The organism is Desemzia incerta, from assembly GCF_900115825.1.
GTDB classification, from domain to species: Bacteria; Bacillota; Bacilli; order Lactobacillales; family Carnobacteriaceae; genus Desemzia; species Desemzia incerta.
In genome coordinates this window covers 97,698-111,823 of sequence record NZ_FOXW01000006.1, presented here as the reverse complement: position 1 = coordinate 111,823, position 14,126 = coordinate 97,698, and the positions used below count along the sequence as shown (strand labels likewise).

General features: G+C 38.2%; 16 protein-coding genes. 10 read left to right on the top strand and 6 right to left on the bottom strand.

The features are described 5' to 3' along the window. The first annotated feature begins 67 nt into the window (after positions 1 to 67). The 5 genes from BM137_RS08820 to BM137_RS08800 all read left to right on the top strand — a co-directional run bounded on the left by BM137_RS08820 (position 68) and on the right by BM137_RS08800 (position 3,868). Positions 68 to 421: an ArsR/SmtB family transcription factor gene (locus BM137_RS08820; RefSeq protein WP_092480802.1), complete on the top strand. Its 354-nt coding sequence runs from the start codon at positions 68 to 70 to the stop codon at positions 419 to 421. 27 nt (positions 422 to 448) lie between these two features. Next, positions 449 to 1,069, top strand: a complete 621-nt coding sequence (locus tag BM137_RS08815; protein WP_092480801.1) for a CadD family cadmium resistance transporter — start codon at positions 449 to 451, stop codon at positions 1,067 to 1,069. Between the two features lie 175 nt (positions 1,070 to 1,244). Continuing rightward, positions 1,245 to 1,478, top strand: a complete 234-nt coding sequence (locus tag BM137_RS08810; RefSeq protein WP_092480800.1) for a heavy-metal-associated domain-containing protein — start codon at positions 1,245 to 1,247, stop codon at positions 1,476 to 1,478. A 31-nt stretch (positions 1,479 to 1,509) separates the two neighbouring features. Then, positions 1,510 to 1,803, top strand: coding sequence for an iron-sulfur cluster repair di-iron protein, ric (locus tag BM137_RS08805; RefSeq protein WP_092480799.1), 294 nt, complete (start codon positions 1,510 to 1,512; stop codon positions 1,801 to 1,803). Between the two features lie 142 nt (positions 1,804 to 1,945). Beyond that, the gene (locus tag BM137_RS08800; protein WP_092480798.1) at positions 1,946 to 3,868 is read left to right on the top strand and encodes a heavy metal translocating P-type ATPase; all 1,923 of its coding nucleotides are present in this window, start codon (positions 1,946 to 1,948) and stop codon (positions 3,866 to 3,868) included. Positions 3,869 to 4,528: 660 nt separating this feature from the next. Here the strand turns inward: BM137_RS08800 and BM137_RS08795 are convergent. Both BM137_RS08795 and BM137_RS08790 read right to left on the bottom strand, forming a co-directional pair. After that, a complete protein-coding gene (locus BM137_RS08795) occupies positions 4,529 to 4,807 on the bottom strand; it encodes a hypothetical protein (protein WP_092480797.1) in 279 nt (92 codons plus the stop codon). Position 4,808: 1 nt separating this feature from the next. Continuing rightward, complete coding sequence (locus tag BM137_RS08790) at positions 4,809 to 5,027, bottom strand: helix-turn-helix transcriptional regulator (protein WP_092480796.1); 219 nt, start codon at positions 5,025 to 5,027, stop codon at positions 4,809 to 4,811. Between the two features lie 350 nt (positions 5,028 to 5,377). Between BM137_RS08790 and BM137_RS08785 the strand changes: the two genes are divergently transcribed. Next, positions 5,378 to 6,805, top strand: coding sequence for a 6-phospho-beta-glucosidase (locus tag BM137_RS08785; protein ID WP_092480795.1), 1,428 nt, complete (start codon positions 5,378 to 5,380; stop codon positions 6,803 to 6,805). 506 nt (positions 6,806 to 7,311) lie between these two features. Continuing rightward, a complete protein-coding gene (locus BM137_RS08780) occupies positions 7,312 to 7,962 on the top strand; it encodes an SDR family oxidoreductase (protein ID WP_092480794.1) in 651 nt (216 codons plus the stop codon). Between the two features lie 87 nt (positions 7,963 to 8,049). On the opposite strand, the gene BM137_RS08775 is transcribed toward BM137_RS08780, so the two are convergent. Then, positions 8,050 to 8,619 (bottom strand): YdeI/OmpD-associated family protein, encoded by a 570-nt coding sequence (locus BM137_RS08775; protein ID WP_092480793.1) that lies wholly within the window; start codon positions 8,617 to 8,619, stop codon positions 8,050 to 8,052. Between the two features lie 17 nt (positions 8,620 to 8,636). Next, a complete protein-coding gene (gene msrA, locus BM137_RS08770; RefSeq protein WP_092480792.1) occupies positions 8,637 to 9,473 on the bottom strand; it encodes a peptide-methionine (S)-S-oxide reductase MsrA in 837 nt (278 codons plus the stop codon). A 320-nt stretch (positions 9,474 to 9,793) separates the two neighbouring features. Between msrA and BM137_RS08765 the strand changes: the two genes are divergently transcribed. Next, positions 9,794 to 10,228: a hypothetical protein gene (locus BM137_RS08765; RefSeq protein WP_143084249.1), complete on the top strand. Its 435-nt coding sequence runs from the start codon at positions 9,794 to 9,796 to the stop codon at positions 10,226 to 10,228. A gap of 79 nt (positions 10,229 to 10,307) precedes the next feature. On the opposite strand, the gene BM137_RS08760 is transcribed toward BM137_RS08765, so the two are convergent. Continuing rightward, positions 10,308 to 11,072, bottom strand: a complete 765-nt coding sequence (locus BM137_RS08760) for a helix-turn-helix transcriptional regulator (RefSeq protein WP_092480790.1) — start codon at positions 11,070 to 11,072, stop codon at positions 10,308 to 10,310. A gap of 245 nt (positions 11,073 to 11,317) precedes the next feature. Between BM137_RS08760 and nth the strand changes: the two genes are divergently transcribed. Beyond that, a complete protein-coding gene (gene nth, locus BM137_RS08755) occupies positions 11,318 to 11,962 on the top strand; it encodes an endonuclease III (protein ID WP_092480789.1) in 645 nt (214 codons plus the stop codon). A 48-nt stretch (positions 11,963 to 12,010) separates the two neighbouring features. Here the strand turns inward: nth and BM137_RS08750 are convergent, their stop codons facing one another. Further along, on the bottom strand, positions 12,011 to 13,012 hold the full coding sequence (locus BM137_RS08750; protein WP_092480788.1) for a nucleoid-associated protein: 1,002 nt from the start codon (positions 13,010 to 13,012) through the stop codon (positions 12,011 to 12,013). 241 nt (positions 13,013 to 13,253) lie between these two features. On the opposite strand from BM137_RS08750, the gene BM137_RS08745 reads away from it, so the two are divergent. Continuing rightward, positions 13,254 to 14,120 carry a MurR/RpiR family transcriptional regulator gene (locus BM137_RS08745; RefSeq protein ID WP_092480834.1) on the top strand — a complete coding sequence of 289 codons (867 nt, stop codon included), beginning with the start codon at positions 13,254 to 13,256 and terminating at the stop codon, positions 14,118 to 14,120. The last annotated feature ends 6 nt before the right edge of the window (positions 14,121 to 14,126 follow it).

Here is a 14,126-nt window from a genome sequence, read left to right as displayed (position 1 = left end):
ATTGACAAAAGGATAATTCAAGAGATATACTTCATTCAAATGAAAGTTTGAATGAGAGGTGGAGAAAATGAGTATAGAAGTTTGTAAAGCGAATATCGTACATAAAGAAAAAGTAGAAAATGTAAAAAATAGATTGGACGAAAACGACTTTTCACGTTTACTTGCATTAGGGAGATGCTTTGGAGACATATCTAGGATTAAGATATTTTATGCTTTAGAAACGTATAAGGAAATGTGTGTTTGTGATCTGGCGGCTGTATTAGATGCAAGTATAGCTACAACGTCACACCACTTACGATTTTTAAAAAAGCAGGGAATGACAAAAGCGCGGCAAGATGGAAAAATGGTTTATTATTCTATAGCGAATGAAGAAGTGCATTCGACTATTCGTGCTTTTTTCAAGATGTCAGAAACAAAATGATGAAATTTTAGTTTGGAGGAAACAAGTTTGTTGCAAAGTATTTTTACAGCTATAGCTGTTTATATTTCCACGAGTATTGATTATCTATTTATCCTATTGATTATTTTTTCGCAAAGTTATACCAAAAAAGGTGTCCGTCAAATCTATTGGGGACAATATCTCGGCACAGGAATCTTAGTGGCAGTAAGTTTATTTGCTGCATATGTATTGAACTTTATTCCTCAAGATTGGGTGATCGGGCTTCTGGGGCTAATTCCGATTTATTTAGGGGTGCGAGTTGCCTTAGTGGGTGAGGAGGAAGAAGAAGAAGAAGATGAAGTAGTTGAAAAGCTGGAAACTCGAGACACAAGCCGTTTATTTTGGACGGTAGCTTTAATAACGATTGCTTCAGGTGGCGATAATCTAGGCATTTACATTCCTTACTTTACCGCTCTGTCAGCTCTAGAAATTGGAGTAGCTCTAGTTGTATTTGCTATTTCGATTGCACTTCTTTGTTATATCAGTTATCGACTGGCAAAAGTCTCTTTTGTCTCTGAAACGCTTGAAAAGTATGAACGGATCATTGTCCCGGTTGTCTTTATCGGATTGGGACTATATATTATGGCAGAGAGTGGAACTTTTCAAGCACTGCTCAACTTGTTTGCCTGATTCAAAAAATGTGAAACGGCCTCACCAGACAGATCTGGGAGGTCGTTTCTTTATTTTAGGAAAACTATCAAAACTTGATAAGGATCAAGTTTTGATTCAACCAAATTGGCTATACTGCAGATGTAAGGAAGAGAAATCCTCTTCTGCAAATAAAACGATAAAGGAGAAATGCATCATGACAAAAGCTGTTTTGACTTTAGAAACCTTATCTTGTCCAAGCTGCCTGCAAAAAATCGAGAGTGCTGTAAAAGGATTGAAGGGGATCGACAAAGAAAGCGTCAAAGTTTTATTTAATTCCAGTAAAGTAAAAACGGAATTTGACGAACAGATCCTTTCTATCAATGAAATCGAAAAAGCGATTGTAGACTTGGGTTATCCAGTCCTTAAAACAACCGTTAAATCTGCTTAAAACTATTATTCAAGAAAGAAGGAACCTTATTATGACAGCATTTAAGGAAGTCGCAAACAACCATTTTAAACAATTAGATTTGTTCACGTCAGCAATCACTCGTGCACATGGAAAGAACCATCCTGAAGCATTTGAAGTGCGGGAATTGTTTAGTAAGATAAAGGAAAAAACACAAGCAGCAGGGATTGCGAGTCCCAATTTGGATACAGAGTTTTCAAAATTACGCGAGGTCACAAATCAGTACGCTGTTCCTGACGATGTGTGTGAAACGTATGCAGCAGTGTACAACATGCTTTCGGAGATAGATCGAGCTTATCAGGCGTGACCCATCTTGTGGATTCCAGAAAGTTTTCTGGAATCTTTTTTATGCTAAAAGGCAATAAGGTTCTTAAACTTGATGGCAGTCAAATTTTAAGTTGAAGAAGTCTTTTATACTAGGTTTAACCATAAAATAGGAGGGGAAAATCATGCAACAGTATGTATTAAGTAAGAAAAGTAAGATTACTTGGATCAGTGGAATGTTGATCATCATTGGATTCTTCAGCCACTTTGTGTTAAAAAATGTGTGGGTTTCTGAAGGAGCATTGATCGTGGCATCTATTCTAGGAGTTGCGCCGATTGCTATTCAAGCCGTTCAAGCGTTGAAAGTGAAAGTGGTCAGCATCGATGTTTTGGTCACTATTGCGGTCATTGGGGCTTTCTTGATCCAAAACTATGAAGAATCAGCTATCGTGACCTTTTTATTTTTGTTCGGGCATTTTTTGGAACAGCGAACATTGAATCAGACTCGTTCGGCGATCAAAGAGCTGACGGAAATGGCACCAGAAAGTGCTCTGCGCCAAATGGAAGATGGAGCATTTGAAGAAGTAGAGGTAGATGCCGTTGATGAAGGAGATATTCTACTTGTCAAAACGGGAGCTAAAGTTCCAGTAGATGGCACCGTCTTGTCAGGAGAAGGCCACATCAATGAGGCTAGTATCACGGGCGAATCGGTGCCGGTGAACAAGACGGCGGGTGCTGAAGTGTATGCCGGAACGATTTTAGAAAACGGCACTTTACAAATTCGCGCCGATCGAGTGGGCGAGGATACGACATTTGGGAAAATCATTGAGCTGGTGGAAGAAGCACAAGATTCTAAGTCGGAAGCGGAACGTTTTATCGATCGCTTTTCCAAATACTATACGCCGGCGGTATTGGTGCTTTCCTTTGCAGTGTGGCTGTTCAGCCAAGATATCGAATTGGCGATCACGATCTTGGTACTAGGCTGTCCTGGGGCTTTAGTCATCGGGGTGCCTGTTTCTAATGTTGCAGGCATTGGGAATGGTGCGCGCAATGGAGTTCTTCTCAAAGGAAGTGAAGTCATCCATGACTTCAGCCGAGTGGATACGATTGTATTTGATAAGACGGGCACGTTGACACAAGGGAACCCCGCTGTGGCAGAAATGGAATTTTACGACGGTCAGGCAGAGGAAGTTCTTGGGTATTTAGCCAGTGTAGAACGGGAATCCGATCATCCGCTCGCAAAAGCCGTTCTGCAGGAAATAGGAGAAACGACTTTTTCGATAGTAGAAGATACAAAAGTTGTTAAAGGCGGCGGTATCACAGCTCAAGTGAACGGTCACCGAGTAGCGGTTGGGAATGCAGCATTGATGGAACAAGAACACGTGCTCATGGATCAAAAAGCACAAGCAGATATCAGGCGATTTGGAAAAAACGGCAATTCGCTGGTGTTGACAGCGGTCGATGGCGAATTGAAGATTCTGATGGGGATTCGCGATCAGGTTCGCGTAGGAGTCAAAAAGGATTTAGAAGAGTTGAAGCAGCTAGGCGTGAAAAATCTAATCGTTCTTTCAGGAGACAACCAAGGAACGGTGGATGTAGTAGCTCGCGAGTTAGAGTTGACCGAAGCACATGGAAATATGCTCCCGGAAGATAAAGCAGCTTACATCGCAGAATTACAGCAGCAAGGGCAAATCGTCGCGTTTGTCGGTGACGGGGTCAACGATAGTCCATCTTTAGCTTTAGCCGATATCGGAATTGCGATGGGGAAAGGGACAGACGTAGCAATCGAGACGTCGGATGTAGTCTTAATGAACTCTGACTTCAGCCGCTTGCCTCATGCGTTGGGGTTGACGAAAGCTACTGCGCGGAATATGAAACAAAACATCATTATCGCAGTTGGAGTGGTCGCAGTCTTAATGGCCAGCGTCTTTTTCAGTGAATGGATGAATATGTCGATCGGAATGTTGGTGCACGAGGGCAGTATCTTAGTCGTTATCTTTAACGGCATGCGATTGTTGAGATATCAACTGAACGGCAATAGAAGACGGTCTGGTTACACCACTTCCAGCTCAAATGAAGTAGTAAAAACCCCTTTGCGTACCCTTTAATGATATTTGACGCTTAAAAAGACACGCAAATTGTGTTTGCGTGTCTTTTTCGGAGTGAACTCACCATTAAGGGAACGTAATTTGAATTTGCGTTCCCTTTTTTCAAATAATCTAGGAAATAGGGAACGCAAAGGAGCGGGCAGAAAACGAAAGTGACCAATAGAAATAAGTTCAATCTTAAGATTAAACAGGAGTCGGTTATTTTAAGATAAAGAAATTATAATTTTGTAAATATTAAGCACAACAACTATTTTTGAAAACGATTTCTCATATAAGTTTTATGTGCTATATTATTGTAGTAGCTAGAAAAATCAAACCTATAGTAGCAAACTAAACGAATAAAAAGAGTTAGCTGGTTTTTAAGTATGGAAAAATATATGTATTACATTGTGGCTCCAATAAATCTTATCATTCTTTTTTGTTACCCTTATTTCGTTCCTAGATATTTTACTTTAAATAGTTTTTTGATTACTTGGTTGGTTTATGTCGCAGTGTCGTCATTAATCATCAAAGTTGTTTTGAATCATTTGAAGAAACACAAACATAAAAAGATGCTATAAAAATACACCTAAAAGTAGAAAAATTACTTTTAGGTGTATTTTTGCGTTAAGAGAATGATGTAAACTTTCATAATGAAAGAAGGCAAACCTTTAACAGAGATTACATTTTTCTTTGAAGCAACTTAATACTTAGACTATTGCTGCTAAAAACAAGTGCCATCCAAATGTAAATCATCGTTCTAACTTGTTCCATAGTTGGACTTGCAAATTGGAAATAAAAACTTTGAAATATGTACCCTAAAAGAATAACCATAAAAGCTATCCGACTAGATTTTGAAAGAATAGCCTGTCCTCGTTCGTCTTTTCCCTCATTTGCAAGGAAAGCTAGGTAAACAGCTAAACTGATTATGATTAAAATAGAAGCCACTGTAAACAACATATTATTTTTCCTCCTTATACTCAAATACATTTTCTATTCCTTCACCAAAGACATTTGCAATATCAAAAGCTAATGTCAAAGAGGGAGTGTACCTATTTTTTTCGATTGAAATGATGGTTTGCCTGCTCACACCTGATTTTTCTGCCAATTCTTTTTGTGTCATCTTATGTTCTGCCCTTAAAAGAGGAATTTTATTAGACAACACTTTACTCTGTTTCACGTTTATTCAGCCTCCTAAGTAAAGCTTGTTTTACTTATAGTAAAGTTGTTTTGACTTAAAGTCAAGTTTATTTTACATGAATAATCTCCTGAATTTATTCCCCCCTAACCTTCGTATGAAGAAACCATAAAGAAATCCCTGAAAGATTAACACTATCTTTATAGCTTTTTAGATAAGATGAAAAACGTAAAGGAAATGGAAAAAATGGCAAGAACATTATTACATGAGATATATTATTTTCTAAAACACGGCAAATAAGTAAGCGTTTTATCCTCGATAAGGGTATACTGATAATAGGATAGAAATCTATTCTGCATATCCAAGCAATTAGGCTTTGAAGGAGGAGACAAATGGGATTTAGAGAAGATTTTTTATGGGGCGGAGCAACCGCTGCGAACCAAACAGAAGGCGGGTATAATGAGGGTGGAAGAGGGCTGGCCAATGTCGATGTCATTCCGCATGGAGAAGATCGTTTTCCTGTGATGAAAGGACATATGAAAATGTTCGATTTCGACGAGGACCATTTTTATCCAGCGAAAGAGGCTATCGACCACTATCACCGTTACGAAGAAGACATTGCTTTATTTGCGGAGATGGGTTTCAAAACGTACCGCTTATCGATTGCTTGGTCGCGTATTTTTCCAAAAGGCGATGAAGCTGAGCCAAATGAAGAAGGCTTGAAATTCTACGAGAACATTTTTAAAGAATGTAAAAAATACGGCATTGAGCCGCTTGTGACCATTACACATTTTGACATCCCAATGCACTTAGTAAAAGAGTATGGCGGTTGGAGAAATAGAAAAATGATTGGATTTTATGAGAACTTGTGCAACGCTATTTTCCGTCGTTACAAAGGTCTGGTCAAATATTGGCTGACGTTCAATGAAATCAATGTGATCATGCACTTGCCGTTTATGGGAGCGGGGCTTTATTTTGAAGAAGGCGAAAATGAAGAGCAAGTCCAATACCAAGCGATTCACCATGAATTGATAGCCAGTGCAGTGGCTACGAAAATCGCGCATGAGGTGGATCCGGAAAACCAAGTCGGCTGTATGCTTGCAGCTGGGAAGTTTTACCCGTATACGCCAAATCCAAAAGACGTTTTAGCTGCACAACAAGCTGATCGCGAGAATTATTTCTTTATCGACGTTCAATCTCGTGGAGAATATCCAGCGTATGCGTTGAAGAAATTTGAACGAAAAGGAATCGATATTCAAATGGAAGAAGGAGACTCAGAGCTTCTTAAACAATATACGGTCGACTTTATTTCGTTTTCTTATTATTCTTCCAGGGTCGTTGCTACAGATCCGGAAGTCGATGAAGTAGGCGGAAATATTATGTCATCTGTTAAAAATCCATATTTGGAAGCCAGTGAATGGGGATGGCAAATTGACCCTCTAGGATTGCGGATCACCATGAACGAAATCTATGATCGCTACCAAAAACCACTGTTCATTGTAGAAAATGGATTAGGTGCCGTAGATACACCAGACGAAAATGGATATGTAGCAGATGATTACCGCATTGATTACTTGGCTCAGCACATCCAAGCGATGAAAGATGCTGTGGAGATTGATGGAGTTGATTTGCTGGGATACACCACTTGGGGACCGATCGATATCGTCAGCGCAAGTACCGGAGAAATGAAAAAACGTTATGGGTTTATTTATGTAGACCGTGACAATGAAGGAAACGGAACGCTGAAACGTTCCAAGAAAAAATCGTTTGACTGGTACAAAAAAGTCATTGCAACTAATGGAGAAGACCTATCATACTAAGGTTGTTTAGAACAATCCGTTTGCACAAATGGTTGATGAAGTATCGAAACTTAGTTTACGTGCCTATTAATTAAAGATTAGGACAAAAAGGAATGCAAATCTGATTTGCATTCCTTTTTTATTTAGAGATGGAGTTTTCATCAGGCAAATAAGGCTTGTTTCGGCCATGGTGCTCAAGAAAAAGGATCTCATGGCCGAAAAAAGGGGTTACATAAGCCATGAGTACTGTATTTTGGCTCCTCATGGCTGAATAGTGAAACAAAGACGGCCATGAGAGAGAAAAAATAGTTGCTCATGGCCGAAAATAATAAACTGAGACAAATTTCTCCAAAGTGGACATGAAATTAGGAATACGAATACAAAAAAATGAGAGATTAGTAGAGCTCTTATGGAAGATTTTTTGCTGGCACACCGGCTCGAATCATTAAAGAAATCAACTAATGGAAAAATAAAAAGACACGTGCTATGCTGAACTCAGTTCATTAAATACCGAAAGGGGATTTCAAATGAAAGTATTTGTAGTAGGTGCCAATGGAAAAGTAGCTCGTCATTTTGCCGACTTTGTAAAAGATGACAGTGCAATCGACGAAAAGGCTATGATACGTAAAGCAGAACAAGCAGGTTTCTTCGAAGAAAGAGGAATAGACACAGTTCTTTTGGACTTGGTCAAAAACTCAATAGATGAATTAGCTGAAGCGATGAAAGGTACCGACGCGGTTATTTTCAGTGCAGGAGCCGGCGGAAGCGGACTGGATAAAACGATTTTGATTGACCTAGACGGGGCTGTAAAAGCTATGACAGCTGCAGAACAAGCGGGTGTGAAACGTTTTGTTATGGTGAGTACGTTCCGTACAGGTCGCGAAGCCATGTCACAAGAACACGATCTGCAAATTTACACCATTGCAAAAAATTATGCGGATGAATGGTTGAAAAACCGTACGCAATTAGACTGGACGATCGTGCATCCAGGGATGTTAGTCGATACAGATGGTACGGATCAAATCAAAGTAGGCATGGGGCAAGAAATTAATGAAGTTCCTCGTCAAGATGTGGCACGCACGTTGATTTCTGTACTCAAAAATGACAATACCCTTCGTAAAGAATTTGAAGTTCTGGCTGGAGACAAGACGGTTGAAGAAGCAGTCAGCGAATTGTAATCCGAAGTGAATGTTTCATCAATCAATGAACTCCTCCAAAAGATCAGTTAATCTTTTGGAGGAGTTTTATGTGTTAAAAGCCAGCAGTCAATCCTCAAGTAAACGACCGTTGTCATTCCACTGACCATACTGTTTGCTGTTTCTTGTATTCTCAATGAATTTATCTAACCGTTTGTTGAAAAGCTGCGGATCATGTTTGTAACTTTGGATGGTGTCGATTCGGATTCTTCGATACAATTCTGGAAAAGCCAAATAGTTCTGGTATACGTGTTCGTCTTCTTTCAAACGTCTTTCGATCTCTTTATCAATGACGAATGATTCGATACGCATATCAGGCAAGACTTTCAATCCCTCTTCCGTCATCAAACCCAAACGAATCAGCCTTCTGACCCTCTCCTTATTCAATTCTGTCCAATGGCTTTTTTTCGTTCTGGGAGACAGCCTTTGCGCTGAATCAGTAGCTGATAGTTTTTTCTTTGTACCGTCGATCCAGCCAAAACACAAGGCTTCTTCCACGATATCGAGGTAAGGAACAGAGTGAGTTCCTTTGGTTGAATCGGTAATGACCCAACAATACCTTTTGGAGGTGGAATGCGTTTCAAGCCAGGTTCTCAGCTCTTGTCGCGTTTGTATCTTTACCACGTTTTCCATATCCATTTCTGAGCAGCTCCTTTCTAATCGCGTTTAGATTTTTGAAATGGAGCTCTAAGTTTCCTTTGCAGAGCTTGATAAGCCTTGAGTTGGCGGCGTGATCGCTCGATTCTTTTATACCGTTCAGGATTCTTTTGATAGAACTGCTGATGGTAGTTTTCTGCCGGCCAAAATGCAGTTGCAGGTTCAATAGAGGTAACGATCGGTTTCGTGTATTTGCCTGAATCAGCTAATCGTTGTTTGGAAGCCTCAGCGATTTGACGCTGCTGCTCGTCTTTTACAAAAATGATGGGGTGATACTGATTGCCTCGATCTTGAAACTGACCAGATGCATCAGTCGGATCGGTCAATTGCCAGTAAAGCTCCACTAAATCAGCGTATTGAATGATCCGTGTATCAAATATGATCTCAACAGCTTCTACGTGACCTGTATACTGACCGCTCACTTGGTCATAAGTCGGATGGTCTACCTTTCCGCCAGTGTAGCCGGATAGAACTGAAATGATTCCATTCCGGTTTTCAAATGGTTCCACCATACACCAAAAACAACCGCCAGCAAATATCGCAGAGTCTTGATGAACGGGATCGTCAAGAGAGTGCTTGTTGAAATCAAATGGAGTATCAGAAGTAGTCTGATCCGTAATGTGATGATAAAAATCGGTCACGTCAGGTGTTAAATTATTTCTGAGAGCCAATGGACGCAAGTCAGCTTCCAATTTCGAAAGCTGAGTATCAAAATTCGCACCGTTCTCTAAGGCATTTCTGGCTTCCAAGAGTAAAGACCGCTCCCAGTCTCGAGTTCCAGGATTAAGGATCAGGTTATAAATAGCATTGAGTATTTCGTCTTGCGTTAGCTTCATCTCAAGAACCATCCTTAGGTTTATTTTTTGGGAACTGTTTTTTCTATTATACCGCAGCAGGTAGGGCCAAAGAACTATTGGAACTCAAAAAAACTTATTAAGATTTTTAGTTATACAAATGATTTGTTATGTTATTATTCAGTATAAGGATAATTTGAAAACGCTTAACAAAAGAGGTGGCAGAATGTTTTATTTCTTAACTTGGGTACCAGTGTTCATGATTTTGATTCATTATGGCTCAGCTATTGTAAATGTGCTGAACAATATTCAAAGATTATTGGAAGATAAAAAGGATGAAGAATAAGTCGAAAGGAGACTGTATGACCAAAACTACAAAGTATGAGGTAATGAAATCAATAGACGCCTTTTATTTGAAAAAGAATTTTAGGAAACTTCTTAAGTTGATCGCAATGAATAGTTTAATTGGTGTTGTGGAATATTATCCATCAGAAGGCTTCATTCCAGAAGTTAAAAAAAATATGGCTGGAAAGTTGGTAAAAACAGAATACAATAAGAAGTGGCCAGGAACAGTCAGTTCTAAAAAGGCCAAGATTGATTACTACTGGTTACCGAAAGATAAAAAAGATATTATTAAACTATTGGATGACATTCTTAATTATTATGGTGAAAATGATGCCGACGCTACAATAGATTTTTTTATAGAAGAAGATGATGAGATCATTTTGTTTATTACTGCTCACGAAGAAGTGATTGAATTACATAGAAAGTTTTATAACGCTTTTGGTAGTAGTTAAGTAAAAAAATTGGTAGAGACATCCATTATATATGGATATTGCTACCAATCTTTCTATTTCTATTAATCTGAAGATAGTGTTATTTTCCTGTGATCTCGCTTATTTTTTCAAGTGTTTTATCGATCAGTTCTTGGTGTGTATCTTGGTAAGTTGAAAGGTAATTTAGGATTGCTTGTCTTTCATCTTCGGACCAACTTGAGTCACTTTCAGCAAGATTACCATTGCGGTCAACGGTTACGTAAAATTGCTTACTGACAGTCTGATCATTTTCGGGTGAAATGCTCACACCGATTTCATTTTCATAAGAAACATCTACTACGAAATCATCTTTTGTAGTGATTACTGAAATATTCTGTTCTGGCAATGGAAAACCAATTGAATCTTCTGCAGTCAGAAGATGACTCTTATAAGTAATATCATTTTCTGCTAATTCGTAAGCATTGCTTTCATCTTTCGATTGAGCAGGAGAAGAAGATTGAATGTTTTCCCACCCGTATTCTTCTAAGTTGCTTCTATAAGTATGTTCATCTAATCGTAACTTTGCATTGTAGCCAAAATATAGCAGAACAATTATGCTCAATGCTATTAAAGCATATTTATATAATTGGCCTCTTTTTAATTTTTTTGTCGTATCTTTCGCCATTTGTTTATCCTCCCTAAGTAATCTGTCTAGAGAGATACCAAATAAATCGCTGATTGCAACAATTGTTTCTAAATCTGGGTAATTCCTAGCTACTTCCCAGCTTGAAACAGTTGAACGAGACACATTTAATAATTGGGCTAGTTGTTCTTGAGTCCACTCCTTTCTTAATCTTTCTTCTTTAATCTTGTCTCCAATTTTCATCGTATCACCTCTGTAATTATTATCAGGATAATTGTAAGAAAACGATAGCCACTATAAGTGTCATTGATCAAATAAAGACGACACGTTTCGTATCATGTTGATATAGCACCTTTCTTGCAAGCTTAATTAAAATAGAAATCGCTTTACTTATTATATCAAAATTCATTATTTGTAATAGACATATCTGAAAACAGCTGATAAAAATATGATATATTGAAAGAAAAGAATCAAAGAAAGGAATACTTATGCTGACAAAAGAAGCTGCCCAACATGTGATTTATGAGATTATGAAACTATATCCCGATGCTGTACCAACGATGCGTTACCAGAATCCGTTTCAATTGTTGATGGTCGTCATATTGAGTGCTCAAGCAACAGATGAGTCAGTCGCAAAAGTAACAGACCGATTATTTGAGCGGTACCCAAGTCCACGAGCTGTCATAGAATCTTCGCCTGAAGAAATTGAGTCTTACATCAAAACGGTTGGACTTTACCGAAATAAGGCAAAGTATATTTACAAAAGCAGCCAGGAGCTGCTTGAGAAGTTTGACGGAGAAGTTCCACATACGCGCAAAGAACTGCAATCGTTAACCGGAATCGGACCTAAGTCTGCTAACATTTTGTTGAGTGTTGCTTTTGATCAAGTAGCATTTGCGGTGGATACGCACGTCTCACGTATTTGCAAACACCATAAAATAGTAGAAGAAGATGCTACACCTAAGCAAATCGAGGAGCGTGTGACAGAAATTATCCCAGCAAAATACTGGGGCAGAGCACATCAATCTATGATTTCATTTGGAAAAGAGATCTGTACGTCTAGAATAAAAAGATGCCATGAGTTTCCTCAGTTGTATGAGAACATGGAAGAAATTAAAAACAACGTTAAATAAAAACTTCCTTTGTACGGAGCAGTAAAAGCTCAGACAAAGGAAGTTTTTTTAGAATAAGTTTTTGATTTTTTCGATGTTTTTGATCATAACGGATGTGGTACCGTCTGGATTATTGATGAACTCGACAACTTCAGGATCCTTGTACAAATCGATCGGGATACTGATCTCGATTCCGTTGTCTAAACGGAATTTTTGTTTGGAATACTTAGGTCCGGCAACCGCCACTTCAGCAGGAGCGCGGTCTACATAGCCCATCTCTTGGACTTCTTCAAAGAACTTTTCCTTTTTAGCATAGTTGTCACCGTAAAGGGTTTCGGCAATCATTTGGTTATCGATGACATTTTCTTCTGTCATACTGTGAACGATGGCGTCTTTCGTGTCAGCAAGAACTTGGAATTCTTCCTCATTGAAAGCTTTACTAGTTTTCTGAACAGCTTTTTTGATGATAGCAATATTCTCTTTCAAACTAGGTTGAGGTTTGTCTTCTAAAAACATTTCTGTGAAATAAAAGACTTTTTCAGCTAATTCGTCGATCAAATGTTTTTTCTCAATCACATGGTATTCCATCACATTCAAATTTAAGACCATACCTTCTTGGATCGCTTGACGAGCACTCGGCAGAATCGATTGATTGACCACTAATTGGTTCGTCAACTGCTCAGACTCATAAGAAATGTGATGCGTGATGCTGTTGGAATAATTTAGTTTGAAAAGTCCCAAGTGAGGCACTTCATCCATTGTAAAATAGACAAACAACAAATCAGCCGGGGGTATTTCCGGGTTTAATTTGGTGATCGAAAAGAATTTCTCTGTTAAAGCTTTTGTGGTTTCAATAAAATTTGTTGTTAAGGTTGAAAAAGTCGAGATCATAGGATTACCTTCAGCCAAGACTCCTTTTTTCATATTGTCCGAATCTTCCACTTTTTCAATCATCGCGTGGATGTAATCCATCGTAAATTTCTCCGAGATATCTAATCCGGCAAAGGAAAAAATTGGTTCATCGCTGTTCACATCAAAGATATGCAAAATGGCTTCTTTTATATAAATCATGTCGTTACCTCCGTTTTCAGTCACGCTTAGTAGTATCTCATAAATTTGAAAAGGGCAAAAGAGATATTTTGAGAAAAAGGACTGGAAGATTGAAATTATACACAGTCTATTTTTGATAGGATGATTTATACCTCATTTCAATAATTTGTTTAGGCAGAAATGCTGATTTTACACGCGAGCTTGTATAGTAAAAGTTAACTAGATGATATAGAATCAGGTTATAAAGGAGTGGTTTACTTTGGTGCAAGTATTGACTAAGTTGAAAGACCAAACAAATTTTACAAATACAGAAATGAGAGTTGCGGATTATGTTATACAGAATATCACCAAAATTCCGACGATATATATTGAGGATCTGGCAAAACTAACGTACACTTCTCATTCGACGATTATCCGTCTCTGCAAAAAAATGGGTTATGATGGGTTTAGAAGTTTTAAGAATGCCATCTCAGGTGTTGTCTACAGTCAGCTACATTTACCTAGTGAAGTGGATGCTAACTTTCCTTTTAAACAAGAAGATTTAACCATGGATATTGCTAAGAATATCGCCAATTTAACAATGGATACCATAAAAAAAACATTGAATCAATTAGATGAAGAGTTGCTGCAATCAGTGGCAGAGATTCTGTTCAAATCTAAGCATATTTTTCTGTTTTCACGTGGTGATTCACAAATACGAGCGAGAAGCTTTCAAAATAAATTAGTAAAAATCAATAAATTTGCAATTATCTCTGAAGAATATGCAGACGAGGCATGGAATGCTTCTAACCTTACTGCAAAGGACTGTGCTCTGTTTTTATCTTATAGTGGAACTAGTCCGCAATATAAGCGTATGTTACAACATTTTTCCAACAAAAATATCCCTACTATTTTAATAACCGGAAATACAGAATCTGATTTGATTCCATTAGCTGCTGAAACAATAGTGATAGTTCAGGAAGAATATGATTTTGTAAAGGTGGGAACTTTCGCCTCACAAGTTGCCTTTCAATATGTATTAGATACTTTATATTCTATTTTATATGCAAAAGAATATAGAAGTAATGTGGAAAATTTAAAAGAAAAACAGTTACTAATTCAAAATGGAATTTTGTCAGAAGAACTTTGATACGAC